This is a genomic window from Lysobacterales bacterium, assembly GCA_016721845.1.
Taxonomy (GTDB): Bacteria; Pseudomonadota; Gammaproteobacteria; order Xanthomonadales; family Ahniellaceae; genus JADKHK01.
Map to the genome: position 1 here is coordinate 348,907 of JADKHK010000003.1, position 17,282 is coordinate 366,188.

At 64.3% G+C, this 17,282-nt stretch carries 14 protein-coding genes; 5 read left to right on the top strand and 9 right to left on the bottom strand.

The window, feature by feature from the left end; translation table 11 throughout:
* Positions 1 to 35 precede the first annotated feature (35 nt).
* Positions 36 to 2,387 (bottom strand): right-handed parallel beta-helix repeat-containing protein, encoded by a 2,352-nt coding sequence (locus IPP28_01830; protein MBL0039794.1) that lies wholly within the window; start codon positions 2,385 to 2,387, stop codon positions 36 to 38.
* An 84-nt stretch (positions 2,388 to 2,471) separates the two neighbouring features.
* The gene (locus IPP28_01835; protein ID MBL0039795.1) at positions 2,472 to 4,430 is read right to left on the bottom strand and encodes a sulfatase-like hydrolase/transferase; all 1,959 of its coding nucleotides are present in this window, start codon (positions 4,428 to 4,430) and stop codon (positions 2,472 to 2,474) included.
* A 133-nt stretch (positions 4,431 to 4,563) separates the two neighbouring features.
* Between IPP28_01835 and IPP28_01840 the strand changes: the two genes are divergently transcribed.
* Both IPP28_01840 and IPP28_01845 read left to right on the top strand, forming a co-directional pair.
* Positions 4,564 to 5,262, top strand: a complete 699-nt coding sequence (locus IPP28_01840) for a response regulator transcription factor (GenBank protein ID MBL0039796.1) — start codon at positions 4,564 to 4,566, stop codon at positions 5,260 to 5,262.
* Positions 5,259 to 6,506, top strand: coding sequence for a HAMP domain-containing histidine kinase (locus IPP28_01845; protein MBL0039797.1), 1,248 nt, complete (start codon positions 5,259 to 5,261; stop codon positions 6,504 to 6,506). Before IPP28_01840 ends, IPP28_01845 begins: the two co-directional genes overlap by 4 nt.
* A gap of 70 nt (positions 6,507 to 6,576) precedes the next feature.
* Here the strand turns inward: IPP28_01845 and glnA are convergent, their stop codons facing one another.
* The gene (gene glnA / locus IPP28_01850) at positions 6,577 to 7,986 is read right to left on the bottom strand and encodes a type I glutamate--ammonia ligase (GenBank protein MBL0039798.1); all 1,410 of its coding nucleotides are present in this window, start codon (positions 7,984 to 7,986) and stop codon (positions 6,577 to 6,579) included.
* Positions 7,987 to 8,208: 222 nt separating this feature from the next.
* Here glnA and IPP28_01855 point away from each other — a divergent pair, with 222 nt between their 5' ends.
* The gene (locus IPP28_01855; protein MBL0039799.1) at positions 8,209 to 8,457 is read left to right on the top strand and encodes a hypothetical protein; all 249 of its coding nucleotides are present in this window, start codon (positions 8,209 to 8,211) and stop codon (positions 8,455 to 8,457) included.
* 90 nt (positions 8,458 to 8,547) lie between these two features.
* Complete coding sequence (locus IPP28_01860) at positions 8,548 to 9,717, top strand: ATP-binding protein (GenBank protein MBL0039800.1); 1,170 nt, start codon at positions 8,548 to 8,550, stop codon at positions 9,715 to 9,717.
* A 5-nt stretch (positions 9,718 to 9,722) separates the two neighbouring features.
* Here IPP28_01860 and IPP28_01865 read toward each other — a convergent pair whose 3' ends face one another.
* From IPP28_01865 to IPP28_01890, 6 genes are all read right to left on the bottom strand, one after another.
* Entirely contained in the window at positions 9,723 to 10,169 is a 447-nt protein-coding gene (locus tag IPP28_01865) for a DUF3574 domain-containing protein (GenBank protein ID MBL0039801.1), read from the bottom strand.
* The gene (locus tag IPP28_01870) at positions 10,166 to 10,567 is read right to left on the bottom strand and encodes a hypothetical protein (protein MBL0039802.1); all 402 of its coding nucleotides are present in this window, start codon (positions 10,565 to 10,567) and stop codon (positions 10,166 to 10,168) included. Before IPP28_01870 ends, IPP28_01865 begins: the two co-directional genes overlap by 4 nt.
* 77 nt (positions 10,568 to 10,644) lie before the next feature.
* Positions 10,645 to 13,134 (bottom strand): DNA topoisomerase I, encoded by a 2,490-nt coding sequence (locus IPP28_01875; GenBank protein ID MBL0039803.1) that lies wholly within the window; start codon positions 13,132 to 13,134, stop codon positions 10,645 to 10,647.
* Positions 13,135 to 13,297: 163 nt separating this feature from the next.
* Positions 13,298 to 13,768, bottom strand: a complete 471-nt coding sequence (locus IPP28_01880; GenBank protein ID MBL0039804.1) for a DUF494 domain-containing protein — start codon at positions 13,766 to 13,768, stop codon at positions 13,298 to 13,300.
* A gap of 141 nt (positions 13,769 to 13,909) precedes the next feature.
* Positions 13,910 to 15,052 carry a DNA-protecting protein DprA gene (dprA, locus tag IPP28_01885; protein ID MBL0039805.1) on the bottom strand — a complete coding sequence of 381 codons (1,143 nt, stop codon included), beginning with the start codon at positions 15,050 to 15,052 and terminating at the stop codon, positions 13,910 to 13,912.
* Positions 15,053 to 15,134: 82 nt separating this feature from the next.
* A complete protein-coding gene (locus tag IPP28_01890; GenBank protein ID MBL0039806.1) occupies positions 15,135 to 16,202 on the bottom strand; it encodes a hypothetical protein in 1,068 nt (355 codons plus the stop codon).
* On the opposite strand from IPP28_01890, the gene IPP28_01895 reads away from it, so the two are divergent.
* Positions 16,170 to 17,258 (top strand): hypothetical protein, encoded by a 1,089-nt coding sequence (locus tag IPP28_01895; protein MBL0039807.1) that lies wholly within the window; start codon positions 16,170 to 16,172, stop codon positions 17,256 to 17,258. The two genes, IPP28_01890 and IPP28_01895, sit on opposite strands and share 33 nt — an antisense overlap.
* The last annotated feature ends 24 nt before the right edge of the window (positions 17,259 to 17,282 follow it).

The window sequence follows — 17,282 nt, forward strand, 5'->3', positions numbered from 1 at the left end:
CTCCGTCCGGTGCCACACCGCCGTGCCCGAGCGGTCTACTCGAAGCCGTCGCGCAACATCATCCGGTTGCAGCCCGAGACTTCGCTGCTGTTGCCCTCGTCGTCGGTCGCGATGGCGGTAATGGCTGCACCGCCGAGGTCGGCGTCGCCATCGAACCCGACCACGAAGGTGGCCAGGCCATTCGCCAGCGGCGTCGCGGAGACAATGTCGACGACGGTATGGCCGATCAAGGCACCGGCCTCGCCGTACCCGTCGGCGTCGCACTCCGGCGTCTTGTAGAACGCGATGTCGTAGCGGCCGTTGTCGCTGGACAGTCGTCCGATCGCGGTTGCGCCTTGTCGGTTTCCGGTGACGTCGAGGATTTCCGGACGGTTCTGGTCATCGTTCGCACCCGTCGCGCCGACATCCAGGTTCAGCGGATTGACGCCATCCGGCGACAGATCGATGGCTTGCAGCGTGTTGTCGGAGATGTAGTTCGCGACGATGCTGACCCGCCGAGCCGCGCTCAGGACGACGAGGCCATCAGTGCCGCTGTGGCGCACCGTGTTGCCGCTCACGACATGCTCGCTGCCGGCGCTGATGCGTAGGCCATTGCCACCGTTGCCGGCTGGAGCGTCGGTGGCAGTCAACCCTATCCGGTTGCTCTGGATGCGCAGCTTCTGTGCCGTGCTCCCCGGTTCGACCAGGATGCCGTGGGTATCGCTGAAGCCGATGCGATTGCGATTGATGTCATCGGCATAGCCGCCGGCGATGCGAATGCCGACGGCATTGCCGCGGGCGATGGTGCCGGTCGGATCGAAGCCCATCAGGTTGCCGCGAACGATGCGTGCCGCCGTGCCGCCCTCGAGACGGATGCCGGCCTGCGCGGCACGCGCGATCACGTTGCGTTCGTCGATGTCGTAGCCGCCGACCACGCTGCGGTCCGCATCCTGTATTCGGATCGCTGCATCCTCGAACCCGGGTTCGAGCAGGATCACGCCGCTCAGATTGCCGCCGAAGAGGTTGCCGCGCACCTCGCCGATGCCGGAACCCGAGATTTTCACGCCTTCGCTGATGAATCCGTTGAAGGACAGGCCCTCGACCGACATCGTCTCGTCCGCGCCGGTGAGCAGGTGCAGGCCGGTCGTCCGTGCGCCGTTGCCGACCAGGGCCACGCACAGCGTGCCATTGAACGCGACGGCGTCGCTGTTGCGTGCACTGCCCGGCTGCGAGTAGCCGAGGATGGACACCGGCGACGTGATCGTCGGCAAGTTGGTTGCGGGTGCGATCACGCGCGGACAGGTGCCGGCAATGTTGAATTCGATCGTCTTCGTGTCCGGATTGGTGTTGGCGTCGAGGATCGCCTGACGCAGCGATCCGGCGCCGCTGTCGTTGGTATTTGTCACCTGCAGCACGGCCGCATCGTTGACGTTGCTTTCGTAGGCGCCGATGTCCGGGCGCGTGCCGACTCGCCGCGCCGCGCCGCCATGGTCCGACGACGGCAAGCCGCCCTGCGGGAAGCTGGTGCCGGCATTGATCACCGGCGCACTCGGCACGATCGGTCGGTAGCTGGCGTCAAGCTGTGGATTCAACGCGAGATTATTCGCTGACCCCGCCGCGAGGGCGCCGTCGCCGGCCACGCTCAGCGTCTGCCAGAGGTTGTTGTTGGCCTTGACCGGAATGCGCAATACGAGGTCCTGCGAGCGATTGTCGTGGGCGATGTTGTTCGCGAATGCGCTGATGACCGGTGGCACCGCGCCGCCGGTGAAGATCGAGTAGCCGTAGCGATTGCCCACCGCCGTGTTGTGGACGATTTCAACCGCCATGTCGGCGACGGCCCCGGGATTGATCGACACCGTCAGACCGGCGCCACTGAGGACGTTGCCGCTGTCCACGGTACTGGCGTTGAACAGGTTGTTCTCGATGCGCAGATCGTGGTGGCTCGTGCTGACCAGCAGGCCGGTGCCATTGCCGTCGAAGGCAGACCGTTGCACCAGCACGCGACCACTGATGACCGCCGAGGCCCAGCTGCTGTCCGACACGCGGACGATGCTGAATCCCGAGAAGCGCAGTCGTGACAGCGTCAGGTCGCCGCTGGGCTTGCCGAGCTGGAGGGCAGTGTTCGTCGCATTGAGCGTGGTCATGCCGCCCGATGGCAGGATGAACGGGCAACCGCTGCCGTAGCCGCCGCGCAGCGTGAGGTCGCCCTTGACCGTCAAGTCGATTGCGGCCGCGAGCGACATCGTCGTTCCGACCAGCTTGATCGTATCGTCCTCGTTGCTGGCGGCCGCAGCGGTCAGCGCGGTGACGAACTCGCTCGCGCTTGCGACACAGTAGTCGGCCGCGCGCAACGGCGCGGACAGGCACAGGACAGCGAGGGCAATGCAGCGGAGCGTTTGACGCAACATGGGCGTGATCCTGATGGAGGAAGTCTCCACCACGTTTCACGCAGACCGGTGCGGAACCGGGCCACGCGCACGCCGTACCCGATCTCAGGGAGCGAGCACGACGTGATTGTCGGGCGGCGCGGGCGGCGTCGGCATGCGCATCAGTCCGCGGCGGAAGCGATCGCTGGCGGTCTGGTAATAGCCGACGGCTTCCAGTGCGAATTGCGGATCGAGCGGGATGCTCTGCTGCGGGCGGTCTTCTTCGTAGTCGGGCCGGACGCTGACGACCTCGCGATGCGGCGCGAGCTCGACGAGCTGATCGTTGCGGAGGAAGCCGAGGCGCTGGTAGTTGCCGAGCAGTGCACGTTCGCGACCTTCCGGGAGCTGGAACAGGTCGACGCCGTAGAACGAACTGCGATAGTCCATGCCGAGCAGACCCAGCACCGTCGGGCCGATGTCGATCTGGGCCATCATCCGGTTCACGCGCCCCGGCGCGATGTGCTTGGGCGCATAGATCCACATCGGAATGTGGTAGCGGAACACCGGCAGGCGGGCGATGCCGCCGCTGGACGCGCAATGATCGGCGGTGATCACGAAGATCGTGTCGTCGAACCAGGGCTTGCTGCGCGCGCGGCGGAGGAAGTCGGCCACGGCCCAATCGGTGTACGCCACCGCGCTGTTGCGTTCCCCCTGCGGTCGATCGACGCGACCGGTCGGAAACGTGTACGGGCGGTGGTTCGAGGTCGTCATCAGGTGGGCGAAGAACGGCTTGCGCTCGCCGCTGAGTCGGTCGAACGTGTCGATCGCCAGCGAGTACAGGTCCTCGTCGGCCACCCCCCAGATGTTCGCCTGATGGATGCGGTCGCTCGGAATATCGGAACGATCGGCCACGGCGTAACCGTTGTGACCGAAGAAATAGTTCATGTTGTCGAAGGCACCGTAGCCGCCGTACAGAAACGTCGAGCTGTAGCCCTTGCTGTTGAACACCTCGGCCAGGCTGAACAAGCCCTCGTTGCCGGGCCGCTTGACGATCGACTCGCCCGGCGTCGGCGGCACCGACAGCGCGAGCGCCTCCAGGCCACGCACCGTACGCGTGCCGGATGCGAAGAGCTTCGTGAAGACCAGACTGTCAGCGCTGAGACGGTCGAGCTCGGGCGTCAACGAATCGGGCCGTCCGTAGGTGCCGGAATAGCTGGCGGACAACGACTCGATGCTGATGAGCACCACGTTGAGCCGCTGCTCGGGCGCGGCATTGCGGATGTCGCGGCGGATGTCGAAGCGGTCGTCGGCGACAAAATGTGCATCCGGGGTAGCCAGCGAACGGCGCGCCACCGCATACGCCTCGTCCCGGGGCAGTGTTCGATAGAAGCGTCGGTAGTCGAGCGAGCTGCTGCGGTAGGCGGAAAAAAACTGATAGATGCCGTTGCCCGCCAGCTCGACCGCGTATTGGTTCTGGCCGCGGTCCTTCATGTCGCCGCTGACCAGGCCGACGGTGGCCACCGTCGCGACCAGCCACCCGGCGACGACACCGGCGCGGCCGACTCGGGTCGATGCATCGTCCGCCACGCGCCAGAACCTCAGGCCGGCCACGATCACGACTAGCGAGCTCGTCGCGAGACCGCCGAGAATCCAGCCGACGGGATAGGACTCGCGGATGTTGCCGAGCACCTCGGTGGTGTACACGAGATAGTCGACCGCGATGAAGTTGAAGCGTGTCTGGAACTCCTCCCAGAAGGTCCACTCGGCCACGGCGACGAACATCAATACTGCGACCAGGCCCCAGCACAAGAGCAGATGCAGCATCTGGCCGATGCGACTGGTCAGCCATCGGGTGGGTGCGAACGACAGCCAGAGCAAGAGCGGCCAAGCAAAGTAGAGGAACGCGAGCACGTCGTATCCTGCGCCGATGCCGAAAATGTAGGGCCACTCGGTGACGGTCTCGGCGTATTTGTCGCCGACCGCGAGCAGCAGCGTCAGTCGGGTGAGGAACGAAAGCAGCAGGAAGACGACCGCGAGGGCGAGCACGGGTCGATAACGCCCCCGGAGGGATGAGGTAGATGACATGGATCGCTCCGCGACGGGGCAGCGTCACGGAGGGACGCTCGAGGTCGGCAGCATGCGGCGCGAGGTCGTAAGCGCGTCTCAGGCGAATCTCAGGAAATTGTTAAGCAGCGTGCGACGATGGCAAGCTAAGGGCATGACTCCTGCTCGCGCTCCGCTCGGCTTGCACGTGCTGATCATCGAGGATCAACACGACATTGCCGCCAACATCTGGGACTTTCTCGAACGGCGCGGCTACAGCGTCGATCACGCGCCGGATGGCGAGCGCGGCCTCGCCGCCGCGATGGCGGGAAACATCGACGTGATCGTGCTGGATCTCGGCCTGCCCAAGCTCGATGGCCTCGAGCTGTGCCAGCGTTTGCGTGCCGCCGGGCACGGAGTGCCGATTCTGATGCTGACCGCGCGCGACACCCTCGACGACAAGCTCCGCGGTTTCGCCGAAGGTGCGGACGACTATCTGGTCAAGCCATTCGCGATGCGGGAACTCGAGGCACGCATTGCGTCCCTGATTCGACGCGTCCGACCCCGGCTCGATGCGCCCCTGCGGATTGGTTCGTTGACCTACGACCCCAGATCGATGATCGCCACCCGCGGCGATCGACAGTGCATGCTCACCTTGGCGCAATCGCAGATCCTGGTCGCGTTGATGACGCAATCGCCGGCGGTCGTCTCGCACGAGAAGTTGCGCCGGATCGTGTGGGCGGATGGCAGCGGCGATCGGGCGGCGCTGCAGACACACATGCACGCCTTGCGCTCGCAGATCGATCGGGGCTTCGACACGGCATTGATCCAGACCATCCGTAGCGTCGGTTATCGCCTGGCGGCGCCGCCATGAACCTGGGACTGCGGGCCCGCGTCGCACTCGGTTTCACCGTGCTCGGTGGCCTGCTTTGCCTGTTGTTTGCCGGCGCGATGGTGTTCATCGCCGAGGACTACGAACACGTACTCGTGGACGAGATCCTGCGCGGCCAGGCCGAAGACTACGGCCTTCGACTGGCGACCGACCCGACCACGACCTTGCCGCGCACCCATCGCCTGAGCGGCTATTTGAGGACCCCGGAGGGTGCAAGTGATGCGCCCGCCGAGATCGCCGATCTCCCGCCGGGCATCCATGAATTCGAGGACGAGGACGACACCGGTGTTCATGTCGGCGTCTTCGATATCGCGCCGGGCCGGCTGCTCCTTGTCATCGACCTCAGTGACATCGAGCGCCTGGAGCGGCACTTCACGAACTTCCTGATCGCGATCATCCTGCTCGGTACCTTGCTGTCCGGTGGACTGGGCTGGTGGCTCGCGGGCTCGTCGATTGCACCGGTGCGGTCCCTGGCGAAGGCCGTGGAGTCACTGCCGACCGAGGCCCGCCGCACGCATCTGGCCGTGGGCACCAACGCCGATGAGCTGGGTCGTCTTGCGCAAGCCATCGACGGCTATCAGGCGCGGCTCGTCGAGGCCGATGCGTCGGAGCGCGCGTTCTTTGCCGACGCGAGCCACGAATTGCGCACGCCGGTCGCGGTCGTGCGTGGCGCGGCGGAGGTGCTGTCGGAGCAGGACGACCTCGACGAGGCCACGCGGCAACGCATCCGTCGCATCGACCGGGGCGTGGGCGAACTCGGCGAACTCGTCGACGTCCTGTTGCGTCTGGTCCGTCGCGAACCGGTCGAGATGATCGAGGTCGACATCGCCCGCCTGCTGCACGATGGCGCTGCACCCATCGTCGCGTCGGTCGATGGCAACGGATTGCTGGTGTCGGTCGAGGCGACAGGATCCATCGTCGTGCCGTTGCGGGAAGCGACGCTGATCCTGCAGGGCGTGGTGCGACGCCTGATCCCTCCGGCACCGGTCGGCACCCTGCTCATGAGGTGTGCCGACAATGCGTTTCAGATCACCTTCGAAACGACGGCCGTTTCCCGGGGCGAACCGGTGCGTCCCGGTCCGACCCGAAGTGATCGAGGACTGGGACTGACCCTGGTCGGCCGCCTCGCGACGCGGATCGGATGGCAGGTCGAGGAGCGATCGTCAGCGACCGGCGGTCGCGTCGTTCACATCGCCCTTCCTGTGCTGAACCCGGTGCCCTGCTGAGCGATCGTCTCGAGATCAAGGCCTCAGCAGGGCTTCCGGCGTGACATCGCCGGGCGGGATTTCTCCGGACTCAGATCGAGTAGTACAGCTGGAACTCGAGCGGGTGCGTCGCAGCGCGGAACTTGGTGACTTCCTGCATCTTCAGGTCGATGTAGCCGTCGATCATGTCGTCGCTGAAGACGCCGCCGGCTTTCAGGAATTCACGGTCCTTATCGAGCGCTTCGAGTGCCTGGTCGAGCGAATGGCAGACGGTCGGAATGTCCTTCGCTTCTTCGGGCGGCAGGTCGTACAGATCCTTGTCGCTGGGCGCACCCGGATCGATCTTGTTCTTGATGCCGTCGAGGCCGGCCATCATCAGCGCGGCGAAGGCGAGGTAACCGGAGTTCACCGGATCCGGGAAGCGGATTTCGATGCGGCGTGCCTTCGGCGAAGACACCCACGGAATGCGGCACGAGGCCGAACGGTTGCGCGCCGAGTAGGCCAGCATCACCGGTGCCTCGTAACCCGGCACCAGGCGCTTGTAGCTGTTGGTGGTCGAGTTGGTGAAGGCGTTGATCGCGCGCGCATGCTTGAAGATGCCGCCGATGTACCAGAGCGCGAGCTGGCTCAGGCCACCGTAGCCGTCGCCGGCAAACAGGTTCTGCCCACCCTTCGCGAGCGACTGGTGCACGTGCATGCCCGAGCCGTTGTCGCCGACCAGCGGCTTCGGCATGAAGGTCGCGGTCTTGCCGTTGCGGTGCGCGACGTTCTTGACCACGTACTTCAGGTTCATCAACTCGTCGGCCTTGGCGACCATGGTGTTGAACTTGACGCCGATCTCGCACTGGCCGGCGTTGGCGACTTCATGGTGGTGCACTTCGACGGTCTGGCCCATCGCTTCCAGCACCTTGCACATTTCGCCGCGGATGTCGTTCAGCGAATCCACCGGCGCCACCGGGAAGTAACCGCCCTTGACGGCCGGGCGATGACCGGTGTTGCCGCTTTCGAACTTCTTGTTCGAGCTCCACGCCGCTTCTTCGGACTCGATCTCGAAGCCAGTGGCGTTCATGTTGTTCTGCCAGCGGACGTTGTCGAAGATGAAGAATTCCGGCTCCGGACCGAAGAACGCGGTGTCGGCAATGCCCGACGACTTCAGGAAGGCTTCGGCGCGCTTCGCGGTGGTCCGCGGGTCGCGCGAGTAGGCCTGCATCGTGCTCGGTTCGAGCACGTCGCAGACCAGGATCAGGGTGGTGTGTTCGGTGAACGGATCAAGCACGGCGGTGCTGGCGTCCGGCATCAGGACCATGTCGGATTCGTTGATGCCCTTCCAGCCCGAGATCGACGAGCCATCGAACATCTTGCCGTCCTCGAAGGTGCTGGCGTCGATGGCGTGGGCCGGGAAGGTCACGTGGTGCTGCTTGCCGAGCATGTCGGCGAAACGCAGGTCGACGAATTCGACCTCGTGGTCCTTGATCATCTTCAGCACGTTTTCGACCGACATGGTGCAGCTCCGTTGGGTTGAGGTGGATGTTGCAGCGCAATCGGCGTGCCAACGCTCTAACCATTTATTTCAAGGACTTGGCGGTGTCATGAACGGGATCGTCAATACGCTCGCACTGCATTGGCGCAATGTGCACCCATATGGCGCATTGGTCGGCGGCGCCGGGATTGCCTCGGCCACGCCCCCGTTGTTAGCGTCCAATGTCCCGAACGGAGCCGCCCGATGAGCACGATCCAACCCAAGAGCTATACCGAAATTGCCTGGAGCGCGATCAAGGTCTTCGCCGACGACGGCACCATCGACGAGGGCGAACTGAACTTCCTGCTCGGCCTGGCGCTGCGCGACAAGATCGTCGACGAAGACGAGAAACGCGTGCTCCGCTCGATCTTCGAGCGCGCCGAATCGTCGGACTCGCTCTTGCCCAAGGTCCGCGAACGCATCACCTCGGTGCGCCAGCAGCACGGGATTTGAGGGGCGTCAGGCCGGTCCATGTCATGGTATTCGCCATGCCGGACATAATCGACTATAAAGCACCATAATTCCCCATAATTCTGGTGTTTCATGGCCTTGCGCGACCAAGACAACGTCTTCCATCGGCCGGAACTGGCGCAATCTCTCGCCGACAAAATCCTGCATGTCGCCGTGGGCAGTGCGGCGGCTTCGGGCGTCTTCCTCGCGGCGCCGCGGCGAACGGGCAAATCCACGTTTGTGCGCGAAGATCTGCGTCCGGCGCTGGAAGCAGCCGGCGCCTTGGTCCTGTACGTCGACTTGTGGGCAAACCCGGCAGCGAACCCGGGTGCCGTCATCGTCGGTGCTGTACGCGCGCTTCTGGCCGAACGCGATGGGGTCATCCAACGATTGGCAAAACGGGTCGGCCTGTCCGGCATGAATGTTGCCGGCGTGCAGTTCGATCTTGAGCGCGTGGGCCTGGACAGAGATATCTCACTGGCGGATGCGCTCGCGGCGCTCTCTGACGACACCGGCAAGATGATCGTGCTGATCATCGATGAAGCGCAGCACGCGATCACGACGGCCGAGGGCAGCGAAGCGTTGTTCGCACTGAAGGCCGCGAGGGACGAGTTGAACAGCTCGGCGCATCACGGCTTGCGCCTCGTCTGCACGGGCTCCAATCGCGACAAGCTCGCGATGCTTCGCAATGGCAAAGACCAAGCTTTTTTTGGCGCGCCAATGGTCAATTTTCCGCCTCTAGCCGCCGACTACATCGCATGGTTCTGCGCGCGCGTCGATCTGCCGTTCCAATTGGATCCGAGCGTGGTGCTAGGCCTGTTCGAGCAAGCCGGTCACCGGCCGGAAGTCATCTACGCTGCGGCCGACGTGTTCCGCTTCGACTTCACGCTCGACCCGGTCGCCGGTCCAGCCCGCTTCGGCAACGAAGTGAAAAACCAGATTGAAGCGATGAACGGCGAGTTGATGAAGATCGTTCATAGTCTGACCCCGATTCAGTCCGCCGTGTTGCGGGTGATGGCGTCTCAGGGCGAGTCGTTCGCGCCCTTCGAGGCTGCCACGCTTGAGATGTACAAGCGCGCGTTGGTCATCGCCGGAGTGGCTGAATCCGAGGCGCGTGCCGATGTTCCTAATGTCCAGGCCGCGCTGTCTGCCTTGCAGGAAAAGAAGCTGGTGTGGCGCGCTGCTCGCGGTGTCTATTCGCTGGAAGAGCAGGCGATGGCAGAGACGCTGCAGCGATCCGGCATGCTGTCTGGACTGAGCTGAGCTGCCTAGAACGCCACGCAGGACGGTTCGCGTTCGACCATCACCGCTTCCTGGGCGAAGGTCTGCTGGTAAGCGCTGCGAATGGCGTCGACGGACGCGGTTGCAGCGGCATCGTCGCCATGCAGCAGGATCAGCACGCGGCTGGCTTCGCCGATCACCTGGCCGTCGTGGCCGCGCCATTGCCCGCGGGCATCGAACCAGGTGAGGCCGTCGGGGAAGCGCGGGGTGACTTCGCGGTCGAGGAAGGCCTGCCACTCGGTCGCGTCGACGGTATCGCTGCTGTTGGGGATCGCAGCGCCGAAATAGAGCACGCTCCGGCGCATCGCGGTATCGCCGGATGCGCAGGTCGAGGCGGATGTCGTGGCCACGCGCGCCAGTCGCGGTTGCTGGGCGCAGCCTGCGACGAGCGCAAGCACGGCCATGAGGGCGGCGCTACGGCCCAATCGAGTCATGGCGGCAACACCCCGCGTTCGCGTTCGATGCGACGGTACAGGCGGGTCTCGCGGCCCTTGCCGAGATCGAGCATCTCGCCGATCAGGACCAGCGCGTCGGCATTCGGATCGACCGGGATGCGCAGGGTCTGGCCCTGCAGCAGCAGGGTGTCGCGTTCACGGAAAGCGACATGGCCGCGACCGCCGACCAAGGTGATCACGGTCAGGTCGGCGATGTGCAGGTCGCGGTCGGCGCTCTGCACGATCAGGTATTCGGCTTCGTGCCACTCGACCTTGAGCTGTCGTGCCAGCAGGGACCGATGCAGCCGCGGCAGGCTGGTGATGGAGCCGTAGACGAGCCCGTAGAGGATCGTCCAGAACTTCAGGATCAGTGCGAGCAGGATTTCCAGACCGAACATGGCGGCATCGAAGTCGAGTGGATCCGATCATACGGCAGCGACCGCAACGGTCGCGCCGTCGCTCGACATCTCCGCCCTCAAGCGGCTTTCTTCGTCGCCTTCTTGACCGCGGCTTTCTTCTTCGCTGGCGCCTTCTTCACGGCCTTCTTGGCCGCCGCTTTCTTGGCCGGTGCCTTTTTCGCAGCCGCTGCCTTCACTGGCACGGCCTTCTTCACCGCGGCCTTCTTCGCGGGCGCCGCCTTCTTGGCGGCACGGCCGAAGCGTCCGGCCTTCTTCTTGACCGGCTTTCCGGCTTCAAGCAGGGCCACGCATTCCTCGCGCGTCAGCGTCTTCGGATCGCGGTCCTTGGGAATCTTGCCGTTGCGCTCGCCATTGGTGATGTACGGCCCGTACTTGCCGTTCAACACTTCGATGGCGCCGTCGTCGAAACTCAGGATGATGCGGTTGCGGATCTGCTCTTCCTTTTCCTCGATCAGTTGCAACGCGCGCGGCAATTCGATCGTGTACGGCGAATCCGGCGCCTTGATCGACGCATAGGTGCTGCCGTGCTTCACGAACGGCCCGAAGCGGCCGACCGCGGCGCTGACTTCCTTGCCATCGGCCGCATGCCCGAGCATGCGCGGCAGCTTGAAGAGCTCCAATGCGTCTTCGAGCGTGATCGTGTGCAGGCTCTGGCCGGCCTGCAGCGACGCGAACTTCGGCTTGTCCTCGTCTTCCTTGGTGCCGATCTGCGCGAACGGCCCGAAGCGGCCGAGGCGCACCGAGATCGGTTTGCCGGTGACCGGGTCATTGCCGAGCACGCGGTTCTGCTTGGCCTCGTCGAGCGAAACGGTTTCCATCTTGTCCGCAACCTGGGCCTTGAACGGCGTCCAGAACTTGCGCAGCAAGGGCACCCATTCCTCTTCGCCGCGCGAGACGGCATCGAGTTCGTCCTCCATGCGCGCGGTGAATTCGTAGTCGACATATTGGGCGAAATGGTTGGACAGGAACTTCGCAACGACGCGGCCGACATCGGTCGGGCGGAACCGGCGGGCATCCAGCATCACGTATTCGCGACCAAGCAGGGTCTGGATGATGCTGGCGTACGTCGACGGACGACCGATGCCGTATTCCTCCAGCGCCTTGACCAGCGAGGCCTCGGAATACCGCGGCGGCGGCTCGGTGAAATGCTGGTCGGCCAGCACCTGCGACAACGGAATGAGGTCGCCCTCCTTCATCAACGGCAGGCGACGGCCTTCGTCGTCATCTTCCTCGGTCTTCTGGTCGCGGCCTTCTTCGTACACGGCCAGGAAACCGGGTTCGATCACCGTGGTGCCGGTGGCGCGGAACGCATGCTTCGAACCCGCAGCCAGATCGACCGCCACGGTTTCCATCAGCGCCGGCGCCATCTGGCAAGCCACAGTGCGCTTCCAGATCAGCTCATAAAGCTTCATCTGGTCCGGATTCAGGTATTTCGCCATCGACTCGGGCGTATGCAAGGCCGAGGTCGGGCGGATCGCCTCGTGCGCTTCCTGCGCATTCTTGGACTTGGTCTTGTAGACGTTCGGCGTGTCCGGCAGCGCCTGCTTGCCATAACGTTGCGCGATGACGTCGCGCAGCTCGGCAATCGCGTCGTTGGCGAGATGCACCGCATCGGTACGCATGTAGGTGATCAGGCCCACCAGGCCCTCATCGCCGATCTGCACGCCTTCGTAGAGCCCCTGGGCCAGGCGCATGGTGCGCGAGGTGCCGAAGCCGAGCTTGCGTGCCGCCTCCTGCTGCAGGGTCGAGGTGATGAAGGGCGGCGACGGACGACGCTGGCGCTGCTTGCGAGTGACTTCGGCGACCTTGAGCATGCCGTTCGCGGCACGCACGAGTTCGGCGCGCGCCGCTTCGGCCGATTCGCCATCGCGGAACGTGAATTGTTCGACCTTGAGTCCGTCGTAGCGCAGCAGACGGGCGTCGAAACCCTGGGTCGGATGCGCGCACTGCGCGGCGATCGACCAGTATTCCTGGGCCTGGAAGGCTTCGATCTCTTCCTCGCGCTGGCAAATCAGGCGCAAGGCTGGCGACTGCACGCGCCCGGCCGAGAGCCCGGTCTGCACCTTGCGCCACAGCACCGGGCTGAGGTTGAAGCCGACCAGATAGTCGAGCGCACGTCGCGCCTGCTGGGCGTTGACCAGATCGTTCTGCAGCTTGCGCGGGTGCGCGACGGCCTCGTTGATCGCCTTCGGCGTGATCTCGGAAAACACCACACGATGGACCTTGCGGCCTTCGAGCAGGCCACGCTCGCGCAGAATCTCGCTGATGTGCCAACTGATCGCTTCGCCCTCGCGATCCAAGTCGGTCGCAAGGTAGAGCGCGGTGGCGACTTTCGCGGCCTTCGCGATCGCTTCGACGTGTTTCTCGTTCTTCTCGATCAATTCGTAGCGCATCGCGAAATCGCGCTCGGGATCGACCGCGCCTTCGCGCGGCACCAGATCGCGGACGTGGCCGTAGGAGGCGAGGACGTGAAAGTCCTTGCCGAGGTATTTGTTGATCGTCTTGGCCTTGGCGGGCGATTCGACGATGAGCAGGTTTTTGGCCATGGTCCTTTCAGCGCCGCGAGGTGTCGCGGCATCCTTGTTGATTCGTGGTGGTGGGGCGATTCGCGCCTTGCGGCCCGACGTTTCCCTCGCGCGCACACGCGCGCGTGCTTCTTTCAGTGATTCACGGCCGGGATAGTGCTGTCAAGCCAGTACCTGCAGACAGTCAGTTGCGGCGCATGTGCGCACCGAGCAATTCCGACTCCATCCAGGCATAGCCCGCCTCGCGATCCGGGGTGTTGTAAAGCACCAGCAGGACGACCCATTTCAGGTCATGCAGGTCGACCGGCGACTGCTCCAGCGCCAGCGCTCGCTCGATCACGCGCTCGCGCGCCTCGGCATCGAGCACGCCGCGCTGCTCCAGCGCCATCAGGAAGCCGCGGCACTCGGCATCGAGCAGATCCAGCTCCTCGGCCGCATAGACGCGCACCGGCTGCGATCGCGCAACGTTCGCTGCGGTGTGGGTGTCGTCCTGCAATTCCGCCAACCAGTCGAACGCCTTGCCGACGTGCAGGGCATCGAAACCGGCGTCGATCAGCTCGGACTGCAGCGAATCGCGATCGTGCACGGTGTCCGGTTCGCCGAGAAAATAGTTGCGGAACAGGTAGACCAGCACCGACAGCACGGACTCCTTCATGGTGCGCTCCAGTGTGAAGGTGATGGAAAAACCGCCCGAACGACGCGACCGGCGCCGGTTTCGGAGGGAGGTTGGGAGAGCCGCGCATCGTGCTGCGGAGGGGGTTCAGCCTTGGTATCCGTCCGGATTCAACCAATGCAGTCACCGCGCGAGTCGTTGATAACGGCCGCCACCAAGATCGGCGACATGTCCGTCGAGTTCCAGCGACATCAGCATGGAAGAGATCGCGCCGGCGGTCAACCCGGTCGCCGTCACCAGACTGTCAAAATCGGTGGGTGCGAAACCGATGGCCTCGAGCAGGCGGCCATTCGCGATATCTGGCGTGCAGGCCAGCGACGGCGGCGCGGCCTGGGTCGCGAGACGGGCACGCAAGGCGTCGCCGAGTTCGTGCCCGATCGGCTGCAGAGCTTCGATCACGTCGCTGGCCTCGGTGACCAGGGTGGCGCCGTTGCGGATCAGGTGATGGCAGCCACGCGCCCGCGGATCATGGATCGAACCGGGAATCGCGAACACGTCACGGCCGCATTCGGCGGCAAGACGGGCGGTGATCAGCGACCCGGACTTCATCGACGCCTCGACCACCAGGGTACCGAGGGCGAGGCCGGCGATGATGCGGTTGCGGCGCGGGAAATGCTCGGGCAGCGGCGGCGTGCCGATCGGGAACTCGGAGACCAGCGCGCCCTGGGTGCGGATGCGGTGTGCGAGTTCGCGATGGCGGTCCGGATAGACCCGATCGAGCCCGGTGCCGCAAACCGCGACGGTTGCGCCGCCCGCTTCGAGGCAGGCCGCATGTGCGGCGCCGTCGATGCCCTCGGCGAGGCCACTGGTGACGACGATGCCGAGCCGCGCAAAATGCCGGGCGAAATCGCCGGCGATGCCGCTGCCGGAGCGACTGGCATTGCGGCTGCCGACCATCGCGATCTGCGCCCGCCACAACGCGTTCAGGTCGCCTTCGACGAACAGCACGGGCGGCGCATCGTCGAGTCGGCGCAGCAACGGCGGGTAGTCGGGATCGGCCAGCGTCAGCACGTGTCGATCGGGCGCGGCATCGAGCCAGGCGAGATCGGCACGGATCAGGTCGCGGCCGCTGCGCGCCAGTTCGGCACAGACGGCGTCGGGCAGGCCGGCCGCGCGCAAGGCGCCCCGACTCGCATCGAGCGCGGCATGCAGGTTGCCGAAATGTTCATGCAGTGTCGCGATGCGCAGATTGCCAAGTCCGGGCGTGCGCAGCGCGATCAGCCAGGCGTCGCGTTCGGTGAGGTCGATGCGGGGGTCTGTGTCCATTGCCACAGGGTGCCGACGACCAAGAATGCCCGCGCCAGTTCGCCTCGGAATCCGGGCTCGGAAATCTCGCAGATTGGTCGAATCAGCGCACGCGGAAACCGGTGATCGGCGGCCCGTCCGGGTCATTGAATACACGATCGGCGTTGTCGGGCAGCGTACCGCGCCAGGCGCGGATGCGGTCCAGTTGGGTGTAGTAGCCCTCGAAGGAAAACACGACTTCGTTCGCCTCGATCAATTGGCAGCCGTATGTCGCTGGATCGATGCCGATACTGCCCGAGTCTTCCCGGGTCTGTCTGCAACGCAGCATCGCGCCGCCCATCTCGTCGCGGTACTCGACGTCGTGTGTCTGGTCGCCGGGGCCGCAACGCATGTCGTTTGTGGGGAGCAATTGCAAGTTCCAGGCGCGCAGTCGCGGTTGCGAGAACTTGTATCGCCGGGCAGGGCTGGCGAGTTCGGACCGATCCACGAACACCCATTCGCCGCTCAGGTCCGGCCAGCACGTCATGTGGGGCAGGAACTCGCTCTGCCCAAAACCGCCGTAGCCGAAGTTGAATCGCGTCAGTGAACTCGTCACCACCTGGCCGTTGTAACGCAAGAACATCTGAACGCTGCCACTCCCATAGAACTCGACCGTCACCCTGCCAACAGGTGCAGCCGAAAAATAGGGGACCGGGTTTGGCAACTGCGGGCGAAAATCGAGTGGCGGCCCCCCGCTCAGGCGATGCAGCGGTGCATCCAGATAGGCCGCATCGGCGTCGTCGTGGCCAGGCGTGCCGATCAACATGCCGGCCGTCAACGGCCCGGACGCGGTGAACCATTCGGCCCGGCCGGCGTCGTCGTAACTCATGACGACCAGCACCACTCGGTCTTCCTGATGCTCGATGGCGTAAAGCTGTGCCGGCCGTCCCGGTGCCCAGTACAAGCCGTTCTCGGGTGTTGCGCCTGCCGACACGGGGCCGGGCTCAAACACTCCCAAGACCAAGGCTGCCAAGATGAGCAACGGTCGCCAACCAGGCAACAACCGGGGGAACAACGGTTGCGGGACCGCACCCAGCGTACGGCGCCATTGCCGAACCTGAACAACCAACGCCAAGCAAGGTGAAATCATGATCATGAAATGCTCGCGGAGCCCGTCAGGATTGGCGGCCATCCTTCTCTCTCTCTCTCTCTCTCCTGTCAAGCGCAATCCAGCGACGTAGCCAGCATCGTTCGCAACGCGCGTGCCGTTGACCGAAATAGTGCGGCGGCCATTGAGCCAGCCGAAGCGGCAATCGCCGATGCACACCGTCTTTCGGTTGCAGACATCGACCTGTCCGGAGTCGAAGATACCGGACCACTTGGTCGACGCAGTTTCGTTCAAGGTGGCACCATCGCCGTCGAACTGATGCCCGGAGAATTGTTCGTGTTCGAAGGGCAGCGCGTTGAGCAGAGCGCTGAAGGAATCCAAAGCTGGGTGGGTTCGGAGCAGGGTGGCGACGGCTACCTGGTACTGACACGCAGACAGGGCCGAATGGCCGGTGCGGCGAACGCGGGAGGACGCCGCTTCGAATTCATGGGCGCGGCGTCTGGTCGCATCGTCATCCGCGAGTTGTTCCCGGAAACTGGCGGCGACTGTGGTCAGGATGTCGCGGGCGATTCATCGAAAATCTTGACCGCCGGCTCAATACCATCGCTTGCAAAGGCGTCCACAAACCTGTCGTCGACGACCATCGATGTGTTGATTACCTACAGCGACGAGGCCGCGAGTTACTACGGCATGAGCAATATGGCAACGAAAGTCGGGACGCTGGTAACAGCGATGAACCAGTCGTTCTCCGATGGAGGTGTCGATGGGCTCGTCCGTATTGTCGGCTATCAGCGAATTGCGGGCTCGAACGGTGTCGATTCAAGCTCAAATCAACCTGAGCCCTTACGTGACGCCATCCTGCTGGGGCAGTCGCCTTTTACGAGCATCTCAGCGCTACGCAATACTCTTCAGGCTGACGCTGTTGTCCATTTGTTTCGAAAAGGTTCGGGATCGCTATTGTGCGGCGTCGCAACAAGACGTGTAGCGAGTTCGACATCGGAAGACGCTTTCGCGGCGGTCGTCGCCGTCAACTGCCCGACCAGCGACCATACGTTTACACATGAAGTCGGCCATGTGCTCGGCGGCAATCATGATTCGAGCACCTTCGGCTCGAATGAGCCTGACATACAAAGGCATTGAGCCGACCTATGTCAACGTACAAGC

What these genes read in the sequence shown, in the direction of transcription:
- IPP28_01830 (MBL0039794.1), bottom strand. Translation starts at nt 2,387, where the DNA reads ATGTTGCGTCAAACGCTCCGCTGCATTGCCCTCGCTGTCCTGTGCCTG.
- IPP28_01835 (MBL0039795.1), bottom strand. Translation starts at nt 4,430, where the DNA reads ATGTCATCTACCTCATCCCTCCGGGGGCGTTATCGACCCGTGCTCGCC.
- IPP28_01840 (MBL0039796.1), top strand. Translation starts at nt 4,564, where the DNA reads ATGACTCCTGCTCGCGCTCCGCTCGGCTTGCACGTGCTGATCATCGAG.
- IPP28_01845 (MBL0039797.1), top strand. Translation starts at nt 5,259, where the DNA reads ATGAACCTGGGACTGCGGGCCCGCGTCGCACTCGGTTTCACCGTGCTC.
- glnA (MBL0039798.1), bottom strand. Translation starts at nt 7,986, where the DNA reads ATGTCGGTCGAAAACGTGCTGAAGATGATCAAGGACCACGAGGTCGAA.
- IPP28_01855 (MBL0039799.1), top strand. Translation starts at nt 8,209, where the DNA reads ATGAGCACGATCCAACCCAAGAGCTATACCGAAATTGCCTGGAGCGCG.
- IPP28_01860 (MBL0039800.1), top strand. Translation starts at nt 8,548, where the DNA reads ATGGCCTTGCGCGACCAAGACAACGTCTTCCATCGGCCGGAACTGGCG.
- IPP28_01865 (MBL0039801.1), bottom strand. Translation starts at nt 10,169, where the DNA reads ATGACTCGATTGGGCCGTAGCGCCGCCCTCATGGCCGTGCTTGCGCTC.
- IPP28_01870 (MBL0039802.1), bottom strand. Translation starts at nt 10,567, where the DNA reads ATGTTCGGTCTGGAAATCCTGCTCGCACTGATCCTGAAGTTCTGGACG.
- IPP28_01875 (MBL0039803.1), bottom strand. Translation starts at nt 13,134, where the DNA reads ATGGCCAAAAACCTGCTCATCGTCGAATCGCCCGCCAAGGCCAAGACG.
- IPP28_01880 (MBL0039804.1), bottom strand. Translation starts at nt 13,768, where the DNA reads ATGAAGGAGTCCGTGCTGTCGGTGCTGGTCTACCTGTTCCGCAACTAT.
- dprA (MBL0039805.1), bottom strand. Translation starts at nt 15,052, where the DNA reads ATGGACACAGACCCCCGCATCGACCTCACCGAACGCGACGCCTGGCTG.
- IPP28_01895 (MBL0039807.1), top strand. Translation starts at nt 16,170, where the DNA reads ATGCTCGCGGAGCCCGTCAGGATTGGCGGCCATCCTTCTCTCTCTCTC.
- IPP28_01890 (MBL0039806.1), bottom strand. Translation starts at nt 16,202, where the DNA reads ATGGCCGCCAATCCTGACGGGCTCCGCGAGCATTTCATGATCATGATT.